This is a genomic window from Pseudoalteromonas sp. AOP7-A1-14 (assembly GCF_052376275.1).
In the GTDB taxonomy this organism is placed as follows: Bacteria; Pseudomonadota; Gammaproteobacteria; order Enterobacterales; family Alteromonadaceae; genus Pseudoalteromonas.
Genome location: NZ_JBQSVO010000068.1, coordinates 1 through 20,758 on the forward strand (window position 1 = coordinate 1; position 20,758 = coordinate 20,758).

The 20,758-nt window shown below is 38.4% G+C and carries 18 protein-coding genes and 1 pseudogene; 8 read left to right on the forward strand and 11 right to left on the reverse strand.

Annotation, left to right across the window (positions count from 1 at the left end; translation table 11 throughout):
• Nucleotides 1–69 precede the first annotated feature (69 nt).
• From ACT3RM_RS11275 to ACT3RM_RS11300, 6 genes are all read right to left on the reverse strand, one after another.
• Complete coding sequence (locus ACT3RM_RS11275) at nucleotides 70–1,041, reverse strand: siderophore ABC transporter substrate-binding protein (RefSeq protein ID WP_192532423.1); 972 nt, start codon at nucleotides 1,039–1,041, stop codon at nucleotides 70–72.
• On the reverse strand, nucleotides 1,038–1,817 hold the full coding sequence (locus ACT3RM_RS11280) for an iron ABC transporter ATP-binding protein (protein ID WP_192532422.1): 780 nt from the start codon (nucleotides 1,815–1,817) through the stop codon (nucleotides 1,038–1,040). The genes ACT3RM_RS11275 and ACT3RM_RS11280 overlap by 4 nt, the downstream gene beginning before the upstream one ends.
• On the reverse strand, nucleotides 1,814–2,758 hold the full coding sequence (locus tag ACT3RM_RS11285) for an iron chelate uptake ABC transporter family permease subunit (RefSeq protein ID WP_192532421.1): 945 nt from the start codon (nucleotides 2,756–2,758) through the stop codon (nucleotides 1,814–1,816). Before ACT3RM_RS11285 ends, ACT3RM_RS11280 begins: the two co-directional genes overlap by 4 nt.
• Nucleotides 2,755–3,714: an ABC transporter permease gene (locus ACT3RM_RS11290; protein WP_192532420.1), complete on the reverse strand. Its 960-nt coding sequence runs from the start codon at nucleotides 3,712–3,714 to the stop codon at nucleotides 2,755–2,757. The genes ACT3RM_RS11285 and ACT3RM_RS11290 overlap by 4 nt, the downstream gene beginning before the upstream one ends.
• Nucleotides 3,715–3,763: 49 nt before the next feature.
• The gene (locus ACT3RM_RS11295) at nucleotides 3,764–4,441 is read right to left on the reverse strand and encodes a TetR/AcrR family transcriptional regulator (protein ID WP_192532419.1); all 678 of its coding nucleotides are present in this window, start codon (nucleotides 4,439–4,441) and stop codon (nucleotides 3,764–3,766) included.
• A 110-nt stretch (nucleotides 4,442–4,551) separates the two neighbouring features.
• Entirely contained in the window at nucleotides 4,552–6,657 is a 2,106-nt protein-coding gene (locus ACT3RM_RS11300) for a TonB-dependent receptor (RefSeq protein WP_192532418.1), read from the reverse strand.
• Nucleotides 6,658–6,829: 172 nt separating this feature from the next.
• Between ACT3RM_RS11300 and ACT3RM_RS11305 the strand changes: the two genes are divergently transcribed.
• Together ACT3RM_RS11305 and ACT3RM_RS11310 are read left to right on the forward strand one after the other, a co-directional pair.
• Entirely contained in the window at nucleotides 6,830–8,434 is a 1,605-nt protein-coding gene (locus ACT3RM_RS11305) for an ATP-binding cassette domain-containing protein (RefSeq protein ID WP_192532417.1), read from the forward strand.
• Nucleotides 8,431–9,990: an ATP-binding cassette domain-containing protein gene (locus tag ACT3RM_RS11310; RefSeq protein WP_192532416.1), complete on the forward strand. Its 1,560-nt coding sequence runs from the start codon at nucleotides 8,431–8,433 to the stop codon at nucleotides 9,988–9,990. Before ACT3RM_RS11305 ends, ACT3RM_RS11310 begins: the two co-directional genes overlap by 4 nt.
• Before the next feature lie 62 nt (nucleotides 9,991–10,052).
• Here ACT3RM_RS11310 and ACT3RM_RS11315 read toward each other — a convergent pair whose 3' ends face one another.
• Nucleotides 10,053–10,928 (reverse strand): DNA replication terminus site-binding protein, encoded by an 876-nt coding sequence (locus ACT3RM_RS11315; protein WP_444511375.1) that lies wholly within the window; start codon nucleotides 10,926–10,928, stop codon nucleotides 10,053–10,055.
• A 389-nt stretch (nucleotides 10,929–11,317) separates the two neighbouring features.
• Between ACT3RM_RS11315 and ACT3RM_RS11320 the strand changes: the two genes are divergently transcribed.
• The 4 genes from ACT3RM_RS11320 to ACT3RM_RS11335 all read left to right on the forward strand — a co-directional run bounded on the left by ACT3RM_RS11320 (nucleotide 11,318) and on the right by ACT3RM_RS11335 (nucleotide 14,543).
• The gene (locus ACT3RM_RS11320) at nucleotides 11,318–12,193 is read left to right on the forward strand and encodes a hypothetical protein (RefSeq protein ID WP_192532414.1); all 876 of its coding nucleotides are present in this window, start codon (nucleotides 11,318–11,320) and stop codon (nucleotides 12,191–12,193) included.
• A 249-nt stretch (nucleotides 12,194–12,442) separates the two neighbouring features.
• The gene (locus tag ACT3RM_RS11325) at nucleotides 12,443–13,162 is read left to right on the forward strand and encodes a hypothetical protein (protein WP_010554726.1); all 720 of its coding nucleotides are present in this window, start codon (nucleotides 12,443–12,445) and stop codon (nucleotides 13,160–13,162) included.
• Nucleotides 13,159–13,866 carry a nucleotidyl transferase AbiEii/AbiGii toxin family protein gene (locus tag ACT3RM_RS11330; RefSeq protein WP_010554725.1) on the forward strand — a complete coding sequence of 236 codons (708 nt, stop codon included), beginning with the start codon at nucleotides 13,159–13,161 and terminating at the stop codon, nucleotides 13,864–13,866. The genes ACT3RM_RS11325 and ACT3RM_RS11330 overlap by 4 nt, the downstream gene beginning before the upstream one ends.
• A 5-nt stretch (nucleotides 13,867–13,871) precedes the next feature.
• Nucleotides 13,872–14,543: a PP2C family protein-serine/threonine phosphatase gene (locus tag ACT3RM_RS11335; RefSeq protein ID WP_121638720.1), complete on the forward strand. Its 672-nt coding sequence runs from the start codon at nucleotides 13,872–13,874 to the stop codon at nucleotides 14,541–14,543.
• Nucleotides 14,544–14,772: 229 nt separating this feature from the next.
• Here ACT3RM_RS11335 and ACT3RM_RS11340 read toward each other — a convergent pair whose 3' ends face one another.
• The 3 genes and pseudogenes from ACT3RM_RS11340 to cadR form a co-directional block, all read right to left on the reverse strand.
• Nucleotides 14,773–15,216: a MerC family mercury resistance protein gene (locus ACT3RM_RS11340; protein ID WP_225740998.1), complete on the reverse strand. Its 444-nt coding sequence runs from the start codon at nucleotides 15,214–15,216 to the stop codon at nucleotides 14,773–14,775.
• Between the two features lie 102 nt (nucleotides 15,217–15,318).
• Nucleotides 15,319–15,688, reverse strand: a pseudogene (locus ACT3RM_RS11345) (MerR family transcriptional regulator).
• 42 nt (nucleotides 15,689–15,730) lie between these two features.
• Nucleotides 15,731–16,120, reverse strand: coding sequence for a Cd(II)/Pb(II)-responsive transcriptional regulator (gene cadR, locus ACT3RM_RS11350; RefSeq protein ID WP_002962247.1), 390 nt, complete (start codon nucleotides 16,118–16,120; stop codon nucleotides 15,731–15,733).
• A 78-nt stretch (nucleotides 16,121–16,198) separates the two neighbouring features.
• Here cadR and ACT3RM_RS11355 point away from each other — a divergent pair, with 78 nt between their 5' ends.
• Both ACT3RM_RS11355 and ACT3RM_RS11360 read left to right on the forward strand, forming a co-directional pair.
• Nucleotides 16,199–16,930, forward strand: a complete 732-nt coding sequence (locus ACT3RM_RS11355) for a transglutaminase-like domain-containing protein (protein WP_036972175.1) — start codon at nucleotides 16,199–16,201, stop codon at nucleotides 16,928–16,930.
• Nucleotides 16,917–17,804, forward strand: a complete 888-nt coding sequence (locus ACT3RM_RS11360) for a cation diffusion facilitator family transporter (protein ID WP_002962252.1) — start codon at nucleotides 16,917–16,919, stop codon at nucleotides 17,802–17,804. Before ACT3RM_RS11355 ends, ACT3RM_RS11360 begins: the two co-directional genes overlap by 14 nt.
• Before the next feature lie 84 nt (nucleotides 17,805–17,888).
• On the opposite strand, the gene ACT3RM_RS11365 is transcribed toward ACT3RM_RS11360, so the two are convergent.
• Nucleotides 17,889–20,758 (reverse strand): efflux RND transporter permease subunit (locus tag ACT3RM_RS11365; RefSeq protein WP_444511376.1); only part of this gene is annotated, 2,870 nt, incomplete at its 5' end.

A 20,758-nucleotide genomic window follows, 5' to 3' on the forward strand; every position in this document is an offset into this window, starting at 1 on the left:
CGTTGTTTAAATGGCTTTTCGTACCACTACACAGCACCGTATTTACGCACGTAAAATTAAGAAATCTTTTTAAACAGCATCATAGCCGACTAAGATATCTGTCATCATAATCATTAAAGCAGAGTAACTTGCTCCCGTAACATACCAAGCTTCTGGATCAACAACATGAATATGCTTATTTTTCCAGGCTTTCGTTTTACGTAGTAATGGGTTATCTAAATTCTGATAACTTATTGTTGATTTACCCTCCATAACGGCCGTTCTATCAATGACGTAAATAATGTCAGGATCATATTTATAAATAAACTCATGGGAAATAGGTTGTCCATGGGAACCCGCTTCAACGGAAGGGCTTGCAGACTTCATACCTAGTGCACTATAAATAAATCCATAGCGTGATTGTGGGCCAAAAAACCGTAATGCACCGTTGTTGTGCAGGATTATCATTGCAGTTTCAGAACGGTTTTCAATTTTCGTTCGTGTGCTTTGTATTTTGACTTCTAATTTATCAACAACCTGATTCGCTCTAACTTGTTTGTTAAAGATCTTCCCCACAGAGAGTATATGCTCTTCAATTTTTTTAATTTGGTCATCACTACTTTGCATATAGTTAACCTCTGAATACAAGGTCGGTGCTAATTTAGAGAGTGCTTGGTAATGGTTTGCTTGTAATGATGAAATTAAGATTAAATCAGGTTTGAGTGCATAGATTCGCTCTAAGTTAGGCTGCACAATTGCGCCTAAATCTTGAATATCCGGGTCTTTTTCAAAATTAGCTAAAAAATGAGGAACAAAGTCTTTTGGCATACCTGCTATTGGGATATGTAATTGCGCTAAAGTATCAACTTCATTCATATCTAAAGCAATAACCTTTTTAGGTATCGAATTAATTACGCTCGTTCCTAAACTATGGGTAATTTTAATTGGTTCAAACTGGCTATTTTGGTCTATAACCTGCACATTGTCTTCAGTAACTGGCCCACATCCACTGAGAATTATAAGGAGTGTTAATGAAAATAATTGCTTTATTCGTTGGGTCATCGTCTTTGCTCTGCTGTTAAATTAAAGTAATTACAAATAGTCCCTGTTTTGCTCTGCAAAATTTCTATATTTAGTTCATATAAGTCGCGTAAATTATCTTCAGTAATGACGTGATTTATAGAGCCAGAGCTGTGAATTTTGCCGTTTTTCATGGCGACTAGATGATCTGAATAGTTTGCTGCAAAATTAATATCATGCACGACTAAAACTATTGTTCGTTGTTGTTCGTTACATAGCCGTCTTAATGCGTTCATAATGTGCGCGCCATGTTTCATATCTAAATTATTGAGTGGTTCATCAAGTAATAAATACGGTGTTTGTTGGGCAATTGTCATCGCTAAAAAGGCCATTTGCCGCTGCCCACCACTTAACTCATCGATATAAGCATTTCTAAGAGAAGTTAAAGATAGAAAATCCAGTGCATCATCGATAACCCGTTCATCTAGCTTCGTAAGCGCACCTCGGTTATGAGGAAACCGACCAAATGCGACAAGTTCTCGTACCTTTATTTTCAAATCAAAATGGGGCGTTTGCCTCAATGTTGCGACTTGCAACGCATACTGGCGTAGAGGTGTTGTGTAAATATTTTTATTATTTAGCTCTATACCTCCTGATGTTTGTGCTAACAGTCGCCCTATTGTCATTAATAGAGTACTTTTCCCAGCACCATTTGGTCCAATCAAGGAACTCACTTTATGTACAGGAAAATCAATATTAATATCATTCAGTACGACTTTATCTTGATACGTTTTATATAAATTTTTTACTGATATCATAAATAACTCCGAGGACGAATAATAATGACAAAAAAGTAAATAGCGCAGATCAAATTAACTAAAATACTGACCGTGATACGATAATTAAAAATATGTTCTACCAGTAATTGGGCGACTAAAAAGGATGTGATAGCGATACCTGCCCCCATGAATAATATTGTTAAATGACGGGCTTTTTTTGCACAGGAATAAGCTAAATTTGCTACAAATACGCCCATAAAAGCAGTGGGGCCTAAAAGGCTTGTTGAAATCGCAACTAAAACGGCAATTAAAGCTAAATTTAATTTTAAAAAGTGCTGGGCATCAATGCCCAATGAGATTGCTTGCTCACGACCTAATGACAAAATATCAAAATATTTATGTTGCTGTACTAAAGCAATACATACTAGGACTGTTAAGCCAGCTGCGATGCTCAACTGGGTAATATCAACACGATTAAAAGTGGCCTCGCTATAGCTTTGAAAAATTGCAAACTCTCCAGGACTGACACTAAATTGAATCAACTGGGTAAAACTACTCAACACAATTGTTACTACCAACCCAACTAAAAGTAAGTGGAACAATTGCTTACGGGTACTTTTAAGCAGCCAATGTTGTAATATAAATGAGTAAGTTATCATCACCAAAGTTGATAAAACAAAGTTTAGATTTTTACTTACAACTATTTGACTAGCAGCCCCTAAAACTAAAATAAGTGATGATTGAAATAACAAGTAAATCGCTTCATACCCCATTACTGCCGGAGTTATAATACGGTTCTCAGTGATTGTCTGAAAACAAATCGCCGCAAAAGCAACGCAAACACCGCCGACAATAATAGCTCCTAAACGTATTAAACGATTCGGGATCACATATTGAAAATCAAAACCTGAATCCCAAAATAAAAAAAGCATGAGTAAAGTTAAAATACAGGCGTATACACTGATATTAAGAGGCTTCATTGCTGTTTTACTTTCTTTAAAATTAATAGAAACAGTAAACCACCTATACACCCTGAAGTTAGGCCGATAGGTATTTCAAAAGGATAAATGATTAAGCGCCCGATAATGTCACATATGATCAAAAATAAAGCGCCGTATAATGCAGATAAAGGCAGTGTTTTTTGGATATTATCGCCATAACGTATAGCAACTAAGTTAGGAATAACAAGGCCAACAAAAGGCAAACTTCCGACCGTTACCATAATGGTCGCAACACATAAAGAAACGATGAATAATGCGATACTCATCATTGCAAAATAATTAAGTCCTAAGCTAGTGGCGACACTTTCACCCATGCCTATAATACTAAAACGCTGTGCAAAAACGTAAGCAATAATGACTATCGGTAAAATGAAATAGAGTACTTCATAGTTGCCTTGAATCACTTTAGAAAAATCGCCTAACAACCAAGCCTGCATGTTTTGCATTAAATTATTTTGATAAGCATAGAAATTAGCGACAGCGCTCAGCACACTACCATACATCAAACCTAATACAGGTACTAAAATGGTGCTTTTGATACGTACTTGACGTAAAAACAACACAAAAAATGTACTGGTTAATAAACAAAAGAGTAAAGCGCTTAGTGCTTTTCCTTGTATCCCAAACTCCGGCCACTGAATAACGGCGATAAGTACACCAAGCTTAGCTGCATCTAACCCGCCTGTTGTGGCAGGTTCAGCAAATTTGTTTTGTACTACCTGCTGTAAAATCACACCACATACAGCTAATCCAGCACCGGCTAGAATTAAAGAAAACAACCGAGGAATACGGCTTGTTAGAACTGTAAACCATGCATCTTGAGAGCCATTGGTAAGTGCTTGTAATGGAACTTCTGCGACCCCTAAAAAAAGCGAGGTGAAAGCAAATATTAAAGTAATTAAAAATAAAAAGAGTAACTGTGATTTAACTGTCATATTTTGTCTTTTAGCCATCACTACTCAACTGATTACATTGGTCGTGATATTATTTAGCAGCGTCTAATCTTAGTGCTATACCATCTAAAATTAAGTCGCGTTTATTTACCCACCATTGCAGCGAACCTGCTTGCATAATGGCTACCATGGTATTAATTGGCTCTGCGCGATTAGGGTGCAAATCAGCTTGTTGTTGCCACAGCGTAATTAAACGCTCTTTACGCAACAGACCATTTGCTTCAACTATATCGGTTGACCACCACCCTAAAAAACTATCGCACACCATATTGACCAGTAGATCAACACTCACCACAGCGTCATTAAGGGAGAACCCTTTTTGCTGAAGTCGCATCACCGACTCTGCAAAAGCATGCATGCCTTCAATAGGTGTTACTTTAGCTTGTTGCACCACTTGCGCTAACCCTGGGTGTTGCGCATAAAGTTGCCAAAGTGAATCAGTCAGAATAATGAGTTCTTCACGCCAACTCACATCCGCAGGGGCTTGCCATTGCAAATCTTTTACTGCAATTTCCGCGGCTAACCGAATCACATCATCACGACTTTTAACATGATGATACAGTGATGAACGGTCTACTTTTAGCTTCTTTGCAACCCCTATTAAGGTCGCGTCTTGTATGCCCATATCAAGCGCTGTTCGTGCAATAATTTCTCGCGAAATGCGATTAGGTCGGCCACGCTGCGCCGTTTTATTATTTATTTCGTTCATAGAGCACTCCTTCATAATATAAAAAGCATTTTAACGAGGATGCGCTATATACAAAATGTTTTATTTAAAAACAGTCGCAACGTAATAATAAAAATGAAGCAATACGCAACTTAAAAATTCATTCTGACACCAATACCTAGCTCTCGAGGTTCAAGTAAATAAGCAGATTCACCTTGGGTACTGCGGTCACTAAATTTTGCTAATGGGGCATGTTTATCTAACGCATTTCGGGCATAAATAAACCCTTCGGTCATTTCACTGAACTGATAAGAAGCATTCATGTTCAAAACGGTGTAACCGCTAACTCGTAATTCAGGCTCATTGGTGTCTGATGAATAATAAGAGTCGCTGTAGCGCATATTAATATCCAATAATAGCCCATCGGTTATTTTGTAATTTGTGCCTAAATTAAACATATAACCTGGCGCTTTACTGAATTCATTACCAACAAAGGATTCTCCTCTGAAGTCTTCAAACTCACTGATCTCAGTCTCTAATAAACCGATCCCTCCATACAATGACACGCTTTCGCTTGGTGCATACATTGCGTTTAATTCCACACCATAACTACTCGCTTCATCCGCATTAACTATAATAGTGCCAAATGGGCGGCCGTCGAGGTAATCAGTGACAGCTCGCTGAGAGTCTTTAAATTGTGTATAAAATACATTGACATCGATTGTTAGCTTTTTATTAAATAGCTCCGCACGAGTGAATATTTCATAGTTCCAAGCGTACTCTTCATCAAAGGTATAATACTCACCGGCACGAAAGTTTAAGCCGGTTCCACCCGGTATATAGCCTTTATTAACCAAAGCCCCGACATTAATACTGTCATTAATTTTATAAGTTAACGATAATTTCGGGAGTAAAATGTCAAATGCTTTTTCATAAACATAATATTGATCGGGAGCATAAGTGGCCATACCTTCATGGCTAATGGTATCTTTTTGATATCGCAGTCCGCTGGTCAACTCCCACTTGGGCGTAAAGTGCCAAGCCAACTCGCCATAAGCTGCAATACTTTCATGCTCTAAATCCGCGTCTGCTTGACCAAAAGCATTATTCAATATGTTATTTGTTTTATCTTTCCAATAAAAAAGCCCAGCCACTGCTTGGTATTTATTTTTCTCATCTTTGATATTTAGGGTCAATTCATCCGATAGATTCTTATTTGTACGTATTGCTATACCCGCATAAGGCGCAGCGAAGTTATAATCGTAGTCTCCTTCTGAGTATTGCGCTTGATTAGACAATGTGACGCCGTTATGAAATTCATATTCTAAATCCCATAACCCAACGTTACTGCTACTCACTTGATTATCTTGATACAAAGATGAGTTTTCTAAATTACTGTATGGCTCTGTTACAATTTCATTTCTAGGGCGTTTAACTTCGTTATACGCATAAGTCAGCATACTTGATAAACCATCAAAAGCACTTGGTTGCCATAATAACTTGGCACGTAAGTCTTTATTTTTAAAGTCTAAATCAAAGTTATGAGCGGTAAACTCAGGGTTTGTGTAAGTGACAAACGTATCCCTTGAGCTATAATCAACCGCTATTCTAGCAGCAAAGTCATCACCTAATGGCCCCGATGCAAGAGCTGAAATACGAACTTTATTCCGGCTTCCAACCAAACTTTGTAACGCAAATTCAGGTGTAAATGTGGGGATATTTGTTTTTATAACGACAGCACCAGCAATACTATTGGCACCTTGAGAGGTGGTTTGTGGTCCACGAAATACCTCAACAGAAGTTACATCCCATAAACCTGCGGCCCCTAGCCCAAGTTCACTTGAAGTTAAATATCTGCCATCAACACTAATCGTTGCACTTGGTACAGGCTTAGATAAATATGCATTACCATCACTTACAGGCCCCTTGGTGTCAGTACCACGAATAATTGGCGCATCAGTATTACTTGCAAAGGTAATGTTTGCTGTACCTCGTAATATTTCTGAGATGGTGGCTTGATCTGCATTTTTTTTAATGTCATCTGCAGTAATAAGTCGTACTGAGTTAGCTGTTTCTTTTAGAGTACGCTCAAGCTTTTGACCATAAATAATCACTTTTTCAATACCTTTATTCTCTGCTTCATCATCGTTCGGCATGCTTGTTTGTGCAGCAGCACTCCATGAAATAAATGAGTTTGTCAGCAAAATTAAACACAAAGCTGGTGTTATCAGTGAGTAGGTAGACTTATTACTGCGCATTTCTTAACTATCCCATTACGTTGTTGATAATAAATTTCATTTAGATTACTATCTCTCGCATCATTTATCAACACCACGTTGATAAATGATTCAAACTTACTTTTTTACGGTTTAAATATCTTCTTAAACCAACACTTTGTATTAGCTTTATTTTTAGCGAAAGGTCTGTCATATGTTGTTTGATTTTAAAAAAAGCAATCAGCTTTTTTCGATACTAGCTCCCTCCTTACCCATGCTATTGTTTGGTGTGTTATGTGCCGTATTAGCAGGAGTTTCAGGTTTACTTGCTATTTGGTATATTATTCAATTAATTGGTGGAAAAGACTCAGCACATTGGTTAATTTTTGCCAGTGTATATTGGTGTGTAAGCGCCCTTTTATTTGCATTATCAGCTTGGCTCTCTCATTTTTCAGAAGCGCAATTTTCAGAAAAATTACGGCGTAAAGTAGCCACTCACCTTACAAGACTACCGGCACATCAACTCGCTAATTATAAAAGTGATAACCTAAAACGGCTATTAGGAGATGATATTACTGCAATGCATCATTTGATAGCGCACTTACCCACTGAGGTAGCAAACTTATTGATTTTACCTTGCCTAACGGTTGCTTTTTTACTTGTAGAGACACGATTAATCGCGTTAGTTGTGCTATTACCGGGGCTCATAGCGGCAATGTGTTATTTAGTAGTTATTCCCAAACTGACAGCGAAACAACAAACTGAACGCTTTGATGTTATGGCTGAAATAACCACGTCACTGAATGAATACAGCAACGGTGTTACAACATATAGAACATATATAACGAACTCAGGCCCGCTAAATCAATTCAAGCATGCCACAACTCACTTTATAAAAAATATCAGCTCTCGTATAAAACGCGTATCTGGTGTTGTGGCTTTTGCAACTTCCATGCTACAAGCGGTTGCAACGTTTACAATTGCATATTCAGTCGGTAGAAATTGGCCAATAGAAGAGCTCGCTTCATTATTGTTTTTTAGCTTAGCAATTGTCACTCCAGCATTAAAGTTAGGTCATGGCTTAGATTATGTCCGCGCAGGAAAGGCCGCAGCAAAACGTATTGAAGATTTCTTACAAACACCTGTAATCCCTTTTGGCCAAAAGACAAATTTAGTGACTGGAAGTGGTTCTTTAATCGTTGAACAGTTGAGTTTACAGATCACGGCGCAATTGATGACACAACGCATTAATTTTGCTGTATCAAGTGGCACTTTGTTGGCCATTAGCGGGGTAAGTGGTATTGGTAAGTCGAGTTTATTACGCGCCCTTTCGGGGTTTGAGCCCTCATATAAAGGAAGAATATTATATCAAGGAGAAGACTGCTCTCCATTAAGCGAGCAAGCATGGTCACGTTTAGCACTGTTATTACCACAACAATTACCTGTGCTTGACGCCAGTGTAAAAGAAAACCTCGCATTAACTCAGCCCAATACAACAGACGAACACTATAATAATGCGTTAGAACAAGCGCAGTTACCTATCTCATTATCACACAGTGCTAGCTTACTCTCTGGTGGTGAAAAGCAACGCCTACATTTAGCACGTGTATTTTTAAGCAAAGCTAAAGTTATTTTATTAGATGAACCAACCAGCGCATTAGATGAAAAAACAGCAATGCGCTGTATTAAGCAATTAAAAAGCTACGCGCAAACCCAACAAAAAATCATCATCATGGTCACTCACGATCATACTCTTGCGGCGCAAGCCAACGAACATCTTTACATGACAAAAGACACCCTATGTGGAGAAAAACTATGAGTTTATATTCTGTGTTGAAAGATCACGCATTTAAAAAACTAATTCCCGTTTCTCTCGGCTGGTGCGCTGTCGCTCTACTAGAGTCATTGAGTTATATCGCCATCGCCTGTGCAATCCTAAAACAGTGGCCAACTGCTCTTATCATTATTCTTGGGGTACTGACTGTACTTTTAACATCACTGGTCACAAGTGCAGGGTTCCATACTGGCGCAAAGCTTGCTAATGCGCTTTATAATAGTATTTCAACCATCATAAGTCGTATTAAAGTAACCTGGTTTACAACTCATAATAGATCACAATTATTAAAACTCAACACTCAGCAAATACCAGGCTTTATGAGTATTCCTGCACACCAACTGCAACATTTTATACATGCCCCGTTAGTGCCCATTGTTATCACACTTGCTATATTTTGGGTTGTTAATTTTCAAGTAGGATTATTATTCGGCGGGTTACTCTACCTATCATTATTTATACAGTATCGTGCTCAGCAAGCTTTAGCAAAAACAGATCAGCAAAGAAATCAAACCGAAGTCGAAGCCACACATGCGGCACTTGAGTTAGTTGAACACCTTGAATTACTACGATCTGCAGGAGGGTGTGAAAATGCAACAACAAGAGTAGAACAAGCATGGTCAGCCCAAAGTATTGCGCTATTTAAAACAAATACAGCAGCTGCGCTGGCAACATTTTGCTCTACTATTGCCGTAATATTACCGTGTCTCGGTGCATTATTATTTTTATATTTAACCGATGTTAAACAAAACGAGCTTTATTTCGTAGTCATGCTTTTAGCACTTCGTGCGACTTTCCCAATAGAAGCACTAGCCCTCGCCGCACTAAGTGTGAATGATCAATATGCTGCATATAAAAATTACCGCGAAATTTTAGCCGCACCAACATTGCCAGAGCTTGATTCAACACAACAAGTATTAGTTGAAAACTTTACTGTCTCGATAGAGGATATTAGTTATCCGCCTATTTTTAATGATTTTTCATGCATCATAAATCAAGGGACGCGGGTTTTAATCAATGGTGCTAGCGGTAAAGGCAAAACCACATTATTGCATTTACTAATGCGTTTTGATGATCCTAAGCACGGTTATATTAAAATCGGCACAACATGGCTAAAAACAATACCACTGTCACAGCGAGCAAGTTTTTTTGCTTATGTACCTCAAGTCCCCGTCATTTTTAGTGGCACAATTGCGAGTAATATTCGAATTAGTAAACCCGATGCAAGTGATCAAGAAGTAGAAAAAATCGCACGGGCAATGATGTTAGGTAATTTACTTGACCGTTCACCATTAGGGATCAATCAAACTGTCGGCGAATATGGAGCAGCGCTTTCTGGCGGTGAACGACAACGTCTGGCACTCGCTCAAGCTATTATCAAAAATGCACCTATTGTTATTCTTGACGAAGCAACATCAGCACTAGACCCTCAAACAGAGGCGTCTATTATAAAACAATTACAAGAACTCAAATGCACTTTATTAGTTGTCACCCATAACTCAGGCGATATTTGGAAACCAGAACAAATAATTCATTTGTGATAAAAGTTGAGCCACATTGTTGGTTGGCTTAATTTATTTTGAAGGCTATATTCACCCGTTAGTTAAATTAGAAAATTATATGCTTCAATCGTTACCCCACCAAAGGAGCCGATAACTTCTGATACCACTTTATCAGAGCGTATTTTTCTTTGTGATCTAGCATCAAAATCAGTTAAAGCTTTAAGCTTAAGCTCATTACTTTGAATTATGATTATCGGCATTGGTGCTGTTACTGTTTTTATTCCGGCATCAAAGCGTATATTTGCTGCCGGTTGGACGCGAACCTGCCTGCGTATCCTAAGCAGCTCCCCAGGAGTTTGCTTAATTCTATTGATCAATTGCTCAAGAGGTACGCGGTATTCAGACCCCGATCTATCAAATTCCTCTTCAATTTTAAGTAAAAGGTCTTTTTTAACCGGCTTAGATAGCGAGTCTTTTCTTTGCCAGGCGAACCGAATTGATTGAATGTTTTGCTCTGAATAACATCGAATATGCCTATATAGGTGCATGGTCATAATACCAGGGCACTCTGCGCGAAGCGCTTCAAACCGGTCTTGCCTTGTTTCATACGTTTGAATGATATGGTTTTCGATATCCGTTTTTGCCGCGTTTATTTTATCCACCAGCTCAGGGATAGTAATGCTTGTTGGGTTTTGGGCAGGGGAGAGCCAAATAACGCCGACAGTGCGCCGCGCTGATTTTTGTGAATAGCCTGGTTGTATGTAAAGGTCTTGGTAGCAGGATGCCGCGAGTTCAACAGCCTTATGTCCGGTATGTTCTTCTGCTGCAATATATTTAACCGGTTCACTTTCCATTCCCTTTGAGGTACAGGGTAGTGGGTAGGCAAGAGCGGCCAATGGTTGCGTATGTGTGAGGATTGTATTGAGAGAACGGATATTGTTTTTCAACTCATCAAACCGGTCAGTGATAAAAGGCATAGTATGGTTCATTATTTGTTGTGAAAGCACAGAGTACAGTTAATAGCCTAAGACTAGACCATCATGCAATATAATGGAAGTTAACCATGAAATTCTTTTAATATTAACTTTTGTGGTACTACTTTGGCTGGCCTCGCCCTGAGATTAGAATGAGAAAGAGAGAGAAAAAATAGAAAAAGCAATGAAGTTGGCCGGGAAGGAGCTCGGGGTTAAGGGTTTGTTTATTACAAACCCTTAAATGCATGATGGTCTAGCTGAGCCCTTCCTTGAAAGGGTCGCTCATTGTTTTTTGCTCGTTAGCCATTATGTGACTTTTCAAAGTTTAAAGCAGCATAACAATTTATTGTTCATGATAATATTACTCAAATAAAATATACGGAATATAAAATATGCATTTTTTAAAAAACACAGCTTTAACGATTTCGGCGCTAACCTTAACTGCTTGCATGTCAACTCAGCCGCCTGTGATAACAATGCAGTCAAATGACGTTTACCAGTTTAATGATAAATCTAGCTTTGCATTAAATGTAGCTAATATGACCCGCAAAACAGCTGGGCTATCTGATGTTGATTTGCCTGAAAATGCTCAGTTTAAATCGAATAATGCGTTAGTTGGTGCCGAGTACGCTCTAGCATTTCTTTCAGATGGATTAATAGACCTTGCAGGCAGCATGGGAGCGCAATCACAAGCAGATAGAGCATTTAACTGGAAACCTATGCTTGTTTTTTTGGGTGAATTAAACGAACAAGACCTTGATGCTTCTGCGCTTAATCTTGTTGAAAGCGGTTTAAAAGAAACGTTTAATAATATTGCTGGTACAGAGTACGTTGGCATTGCCAGATCAGACAACGCCAGAGATAGTAATAACTTCATGTATTTTTATAAAGGTGGCGCATTGTGCAACGCCGAAACGCGCAAACTTTACATCTATACTTCACCTGAACCACATCCTCACTTTGTCGATTATGACCCCGCTGTTTTTAACGGTTCATGTGCTTCAGCTGTAAAAATAGAGGTTAATGGTAAGGTGAATTATAACGGTGAAGTAAAAGACGTTGTAACTATGACGATCCTAAATGGCTATGAGAGATTTGACAGTATTGCCGTTGCTACAGCTGGCTTCTCTATAGTACCGAAAGAGTATGGTGTTTGGGGTGCTGATATAAAGTACACAGTGCCAGCTCCCTACGTTGTTCATAATAATACGATGTACTTGTTCAGCACCAGCAATAGATCTTATAAGTTAAATAATTCTGTGAGATGAGAGTTATCAATTGTTAGTCGGCTGCACTGCTTTCAACCCACTTGTAGGTGAACAGTAAAGTTTGAAACTTAAGCACCAGATAGCTGCGGGTTAGAAATTAAAAAAAGATAGACTGCTTAGAATGGCTGAACTCACAACAATAACCGGCGATATGAAACAATTAGCTAAAGATAACTCTTGCCATTTAAGTGTTGAAGTGGTAAACATCTGTTTTCTGTTTGCGAACAGCGAACATCCATAAGGAGAGCTATGCTAAAAAATCAAGATTTACTTGTAGTACTTAAAGTCCTTAGTTTTGAGGAATCAAGCCATGAGTCATTATCGCTAACAAGAGAGTTACAAGGTGAGGCATGGGTGCACCTCGGTAATGATGTAGAAAAAATTAGTCAGTATGACATTAAGCAAGAGGAGTTAGTCGTATCAAATGAATTAGAAGATTTTGATTTAAAAGAGCTATCAATTATTGATGAATTTTTACAAGGATCTAAATATGAATTTGATAATCAATGGACATACCGTAAGTTAGCTCAACATCTTTTCATATCTTTAAGTGAAGCAAATAATGCTGTTAAGCGAAGCATTGATGCGGGTTTATTATTCCGGCTAGGTTCTAAAAGTATTAAAGTAAACCGTACAGTACTTGTAAATTTTATTCGTTATGGTGCTGGAGTTTCATTTTACACTGAGCCTGGTCGTATAGTTCGTGGGATACCTACATCATACGCAGCACCTGTTTTTAAAGAAATATTTGCAAGCTCTAACGTAACTCCCCCTGTCTGGCCATGCGCTAGGGGAACTGCTAAAGGGGTCGCTATAGACCCATTATATAAATCTGTAACAAAAGCAGTAATGATTGATAGTTGGCTATACCAACAGCTTGCTCTAGTGGATATATTTAGAATAGGCACAGCTAGGGAAAGGGAGCAAGCACTTCCTTTTCTAGAACAATTAAACAAAGGAAAGATATGAGAACTCCAACAGAGCATGAATTAATGCTAATGAGTGTTGCTGATGCACTAGGTGAGAATCTACTAGGATTGGTTACTTTTGTTGGTGGTGCAACCGTTTCATTACATCTTGATGATGCACAACCAATAGATATTAGAAGTACAAAAGATGTAGATTTTATTGTTTCTGTTACGAGTACAGCTGGTTATTATTCATTGAGTCAAAAATTAAGAGACGTTGGATTTAAAGAGTATATTCCAGAAGATGATGAAGACGCACCTATTTGCCGATTTGTTTGTGATGGTATCCTTGTTGATGTAATGCCAGATGATGAGAGTATTCTTGGTTTTAGTAATGAATGGTTCAAGCCTGGCCAAGAGGATCCTGTAATGTATGATTTACCACATGGGATTCAAATTAAAATAGTTAAAGCAAAGTATTTATTAGCAACTAAGTTAGCAGCGTTTTTTGGGCGCAAAATCGATATTTTAGAAAGTAAGGATGCAGAAGATATATGTATTCTAATTAATGGCAGAGATGCTTTAATAGATGATATTTTTCAGGGACCGCCCGAATTAATCATCTATATTCAGCAAAATATGTCAAATTTTATGGCAGATAGTCAATTCGAATATCTTTTCGCAAATGCGTTAAATGCTGAAGAGCCTGAACGAATTGATATAGTTTTAGAACGGTTCCATCAATTAGCATCAGGGAAGGTTTAAATGGAATGACAAATATAATTTGTACTGGGAAAGGCCCTGCGCAGCCAGTTAATGCAGATACAGTAAAAGAATGGAGTATTCCAAATGGTAATGTTTACCTTGTATGTGATGGTATTAATCATAATCAAAAAACATTAGCAGCTGTTAATGTTTTCGCGGAAAACTTAGCTAAATCGAATTGGACTAACATTGTTAATCCTAAGCAGTTGTTAAGGGATAACATTTTTGAAGCACTCCACTTAATGTCACCTGAGCACGACAACCTATCTTTTTGTTGCTGTGTAGCAGTTGTTTCTGAAGAAAAGATGACTTTAGCTCACTGTGGAGATTGTCGGATAGGAAGCCTGACAGATAAAGGTGTTAAGTGGCTAACTCAGGATGATGTGCCGGCCTTAAAACTTTATAATAAGGGAGTAATATCAAAAGAGACTTATGACAAATCTAGGCACTTAATTTCTACAAAGTTGAAAATTGGCTCAAATAACCGTAATTCACTCACGGTACAAACCATGGCGACTGCTAATAATCAAGTTTTGATTCTTTGTAGTGATGGGTTTTGGTCTGAATCTGAATATTTATTAAACACAGATGTATCAAACGTGATTATGCTGATCCAAGAAGAAATTGAAAGATTAGTTTTGCAATCTGAAGATAATTTTAGTGTAGTGATTGTATAAAGCCAAATGAAAGTTGCTTGCTAAATGCTTTAGGCTGAGGTATTAAAAAACGTCAGAAAGAGCCTGTAACGGATTTTGTGTAACTGCCCGTTATGTTTTTACTGAGGCGCTCCTCTAATTTACTATAAGCGTATAGCTAACGTCCAAGGTAACAGTGGATCTAGGTTATTGTCGGAAGACAATAAGTTCGAAACTTTTCGATGCTATTTGTCGCAGTCTGCCTTTTGTTCTAACAAGCTTTTGCCCCAAAACGATTTACAAACTGGAATGTTGACGGGCCGCTTCGAGCGAAAAGCAGACATTGACCGTTAATCGTTTCAACGACGGCAATTAGCCATACGTTGCATGTTTGCTCCCTTACTGGTTTTACGATATCCAAAACCGACATAACGACCATTAAGCAAATACCAAAGTAAAATAGGTATGTGCTCCAATCATATAGCCAAAGAGGATAAAGCGTTAATAGCACTGCTACAGGCCCTAGAATGCTGAAGACAGCTCTGGTATGGTTTTTATTTTTGTGCGAGTTGTATAAGTTTACCAATAGTTCCAAAGATGCAAAAATAGGTAAAAGCGTATTTACAGCTATTCCTTCGAAGTGAGAGAAGAAGCCTAGTCCTAATGCCGATGCAAGTGACCTTAATGCAGGGAAGCAGGCCGTGCCGCTAGCCAAACGCCACTAGAGCCTACTCTGTCTAATATTTTATTTATCATTTTAAAGTCTATTGGTTGATATTACCATCATTCTAAACTCCGTATATAAGTACGGAGTCAATCATTTTAATGAATCAATTATGGGGCAATGTGTTGGATCTTCGTTTTGCATACAGGTATTTGTCAATTACTTTCTCTAAACGTTGAAGGTCATTAATTTTGTCTCGAATGATTGCTAACTTTTGTCGGCTTAATAGCTCAACTTGAGTGCAGTTGCTGTCCATAGACATTAGCGATTTTATTTCTCTTAACGTAAAGCCGAGCGCTTTGGCTTTTGTGATAAACCTAAGTTGTCCTGCTATTGTTTCGTCATATTGTCTATAACCAGATATTGGTTTTTCAGGTTGTGTAATCAGCCCTTCTCGTTCATAAAAACGAATGGTTTCTACATTTAAATTTAATGATTGTGCTAATTTGCCAATGGTTTTCATTATTGCCTTTGTGAATACTACTAATCTAAAGTTATATTTAGTTTAGCTATCCAATGATTTGATGATGCCGCACGCTTCAATTGTATTGTCTGAACCACAAGCACTTGCCATCTGTTGTAATTCAGCTTTAAGCGCCCTTAATTCTTTCATACGTTTATTCACTAGTGCAAGTTGCTGATCAATTAATGCATTAACGCTAGAGCAGCTTTCTTCTGGCTTATTTTTTAATTCGATAAGACGTTTAATATCATTGAGTGATATATCTAGGCTGCGACAATGCTTTACGAATTCCAATTGTTTAAGTGCTTTACTATCATACAGCCTGAAATTACCTTCTGAACGGTTTGGATTTAACAGTAATCCTTCTCTTTCATAATATCTAATCGTTTGTATTGAACAGCCCGATTTTTTTGACAATTCGCCTATTTTCATCAATTTCCCCCAGACATTTGACTCTATAGTTACTATAGGATCTATAGTATAGGTATGCAACGAAAGGGATATATAAAAATGACTGAGAAATATTTAAACAATACGAATATCGTTAATTTTGAACACAAAGATATCCAATCCCTGATCGATCAACGAGGGTGGAAAAATTTGGATAATTTCAACAAAATTGGTGCCGCTTATCAGTTTGTAAAAGATGAAATAATGTTTGGCTATAACAAGAGTGATGATATTTCAGCAAGCGATGTGCTAGCAGATGGTTATGGACAATGTAATACTAAGGGTAATCTGTTAATGGCACTATTGCGTGGACTAGGTATCCAGTGTCGTTTCCAAGGTTTTACCATTGATCAGCAACTACAAAAAGGTGCTATCCCAAGCTATGTATTTTGGTTAGCACCTAAATACATCATTCATAGTTGGGTAGAAGTTTACTTTGAAGGGCGTTGGATAAACTTAGAGGGCTTTATATTGGATGAGCAATACTTAAGCTCACTACAGCAGAAATTTAGCCAAGCAAAAGATGAGTTTTGTGGTTATGGTGTTGCAACAAAGTGCTTATCTTCACCCGGTACGGATTGGCGTGGAGAGGATACCTATATTCAAAAAGAAGGTATTCATGACGACTTTGGGCTTTATGATTCACCAGATAAGTTCTATCTCGAAAAAGGTACTAATCTATCAGGTGTAAAACGTTGGTTGTATCAACGAGTGATCCGACATTTGATTAATATGAATGTATCAAAAATAAGAAATAAAAAAGTACTGGAGGTACAAAATGCACAACCATAGTCACAGTCATCAGCATGGTAAAGACGACCGGATTGGTTGGGCATTTTTCCTTAATGTGATATTTACCATTATCGAATTTATAGGTGGTTGGCTCACAAACAGTACGGCGATAATGGCGGATGCCGTTCACGATCTTGGTGATAGTCTTTCAATAGGTTTTGCGTGGATTTTAAGTCGTTTTTCAGATAAAGAAGCATCAGACAAATTCAGCTATGGTTATCGCCGACTTACACTTTTTGGTGCATTGGTAAATAGTATTGTTTTGATTATCGGCTCTATTTGGGTTTTATTTGAAGCAATACCTAAGCTGTCCAATCCTGAAATGCCTGTAGTTGAGGGGATGTTAGGGCTAGCCATACTCGGTGTTGCCGTAAATGGTTATGCGGTATTCAAATTAAAAGCGGGTGAAACACTAAATGAAAAAGTGCTGACATGGCACCTACTTGAAGATGTACTCGGTTGGGTTGCCGTTCTTATAGTCTCTATTGTATTGTTGTTCGTTGAACTGCCGATATTAGATCCTCTATTATCAATAGGGTTTACGCTGTTTATCTTATTTAACGTTTTCAAAAATCTTAAATCAACATTGGTGCTTTTTCTTCAAGCTGCACCCGATAAAGAGACCCAAGAGCGTATTAAGCAGTCATTAATTGAATTTCCTGAAGTAAATGGTATACACCATATGCATTTTTGGTCACTGGATGGTGAAAGTCACGTTTTAACAGCGCACCTTGAGCTGAGTGACAACTTTGACGTTAAAGAATTAATTAAGCTTAAACAAGAGGTTGCAGCTAAATTATCTTCCTATCATTTATCGCATACGACGATAGAGTTTGAGTTTTTAAATGAAAATTGTAGGGATGAAGCAGAGTAAGTTTTATCAATAAAATTTTGGAGCATACAATATAAAAAGCAGCTTAATTAGGCATAACTTAGTAATTAAGCTGCTTTTTTGCTTTTAGATTTCGTCGGATTGCTGTTTGTTACTCTCAGCGCCATGCGCCCATTGATATAAAACAGGCAATACAAACAAAGTTAAAATGGTAGAAGATACAATACCGCCGATAACAACTGTTGCTAGTGGTCGTTGTACTTCTGCACCAATTCCAGTGTTTAACGCCATTGGAATAAAACCTAAACTTGCGACCAGTGCCGTCATTAAAATAGGTCTTAAACGAATGATGGCACCTTCAATGATCGCTACGTATAGGTCGCCTTTTTCATGCCAAAGATCTCGAATAAAAGCCAACATAACCAAGCCATTTAATACTGCGACACCTGACAATGCAATGAAGCCGACACCTGCCGAAATTGATAAGGGCATGTCTCTTAAATAAAGTGAAAATACGCCCCCTGTTAATGCTAAAGGCACGCCACTGAAAATGATTAATGCATCTTTTAATGAACCAAATGCTATAATCAAAATACCTAGGATAACAACCAATGTTATCGGTACAACTAGGCTTAATCGCTTACTTGCTGATTCTAGTTGTTCAAACGTTCCACCATAATCAAGCCAGTATCCTGCTGGAATTTCTCCTTCCTGATTAATTTTAGCTTTAACTTCTTTTACAAAACCGCCTAAATCTCTACCACGAACATTGACGGTAACCACAACTCTTCTTTTTCCGTTCTCTCGGCTAATCTGCGCGGGTAAAGACTCTGATTTAAGCTCTGCAACTTCTTCAATTGGCACATAGTTACCATTCTCAAGTGGAAGCGGCAGATGCTTCAAGCTATCGATATCCGTTCTTATTTGCTCTGGTAGGCGAACAACTAACTCAAACCGTCTGTCACCTTCATAAATGATCCCCGCAGATTCACCGCCAATCGCAGTGGCAACCCAGTCTTGCAATTCGGTAACGTTCAATCCATACCTACCAAGCGCTTCTCGTTTAGGAATTACTGATAAAGATGGAACACCTGTGACCTGTTCCATTCGAGCATCAGCGGCACCATCCACGGTTTTCACAATATTTAGAATATCTTTTGCGGTAAGTAATAACCGATCCAAATCATCACCAAATATTTTGATGCCGACATCAGCTCTAACGCCAGAAATCAATTCATTGAAACGCATTTGAATAGGCTGAGTGAATTCATAGTTGTTGCCTGGAATGTTTTTCAGTACTTTTTCCATTTCTTCAACTAATTCACTTTTTGGTTTTGAAGGTTCGGCCCATTCTTTACGTGGTTTTAAAATAACAAAGATATCAGCAATACTCGGTGGCATTGGGTCGGTTGCTACTTCTGGTGTGCCAATGCGCGAGAATACTTTATCAACTTCAGGAAACGCTTTAATACGTTGCTCAAGTACTTCTTGCATTTCTACTGATTGCTCTAGGCCAGTCGATGGAATTCTTAATGCCTGTAGTGCAATATCACCTTCATTTAATTGAGGAACAAATTCTGTCCCAAGCGTAGTTGCTAACCAAAGGCTATACCCCATTAACAGCGTTGAGAATGAAACAATAATCCAACGAAATTTCATCGCCATTTTTAACAATGGTTCATAAATAGACTTGGTTGAACGAATAACTACACTTTCTTTTTCGCTGATTTTACCTTTCATAAACACAGCTACAGCAGCAGGAACCAGTGTAACTGAAAGGATCATTGCGGAAATTAACGCCATAACGACAGTTGCCGCCATAGGGTGGAACATTTTCCCTTCAACGCCAGTTAGCGTGAAAATGGGGATGTAAACAACAGTGATAATTGCCACACCAAACAAGCTTGGACGTATCACTTCTGAAGTGGCTTCAAAAACGGTATTTAGGCGTTCTCTTAAGTCTTGCCTATGACCGTTGTGTTGGGCCTGTGCTAACCTACGGACAGAGTTTTCAACGATGATTACAGCCCCGTCCACTATCAAGCCAAAGTCCAATGCGCCGAGACTCATTAAATTGGCAGATACTCCTGCTTGCACCATACCTGTGATTGTCATTAACATGGAAATAGGGATAACAGCAGCGGTAATGAGAGCTGCACGTAAATTTCCAAGTAGAATAAATAACACAACAATAACTAAAAGCGCACCTTCAACGAGGTTTTTGGTAACGGTTGCAATCGCTTTATCTACTAACGTTGTTCTGTCGTAAACAGGCTCTGCGGTAATGCCCTTTGGCAGAGATTTTTGTATTTCGCTGAGCTTATGTTCCACTTCTAAAGCAACGGTGCGAGAATTCTCACCAATCAGCATCATGGTTGTACCAAGCACTGTCTCAATGCCATTACGAGTAGCAGCCCCTGTTCTAAGTTCTTTGCCTATAGCAACATTGGCAACATCACTTATTTTTACAGGAATACCATCGTTCTTTTTGATGATGACATTGAGGATTTCATCCATTGTCGCAAGTTGCCCAATGGAGCGCACTAACACTTGTTGTCCGTTTTGCTCAATATAACCCGCGCCACGGTTATCATTATTTTTACGTAATGCATCAGAAACGTCTTCAAAGCTTACCTGATGAAAAAGTAATTTTTCGGGTTTCGGCGTTATATGATACTGCTTGTTATAGCCGCCGATGCTGTTGACCTCAATGACGCCTTTAACTTGAGCCAATTGCGGTTTAATGATCCAGTCTTGTATTTCTCTTAAGGCAATAGCGGTATAAGGCTCTCCATTAGGCATTTTAGCGTCAGGAGAAGCTTGTACGGTATACATAAATATTTCACCAAGCCCTGTGGAAATAGGACCCATCTCTGGCTCTAAGCCAGAGGGAATAACGCCTTTTATCGCAGCTAATCTTGCATTGATTAAGTTGCGTGCGAAATAAATATCGGTTCCCTCTTCAAAGATAACGGTCACCTGGGATAAACCATATC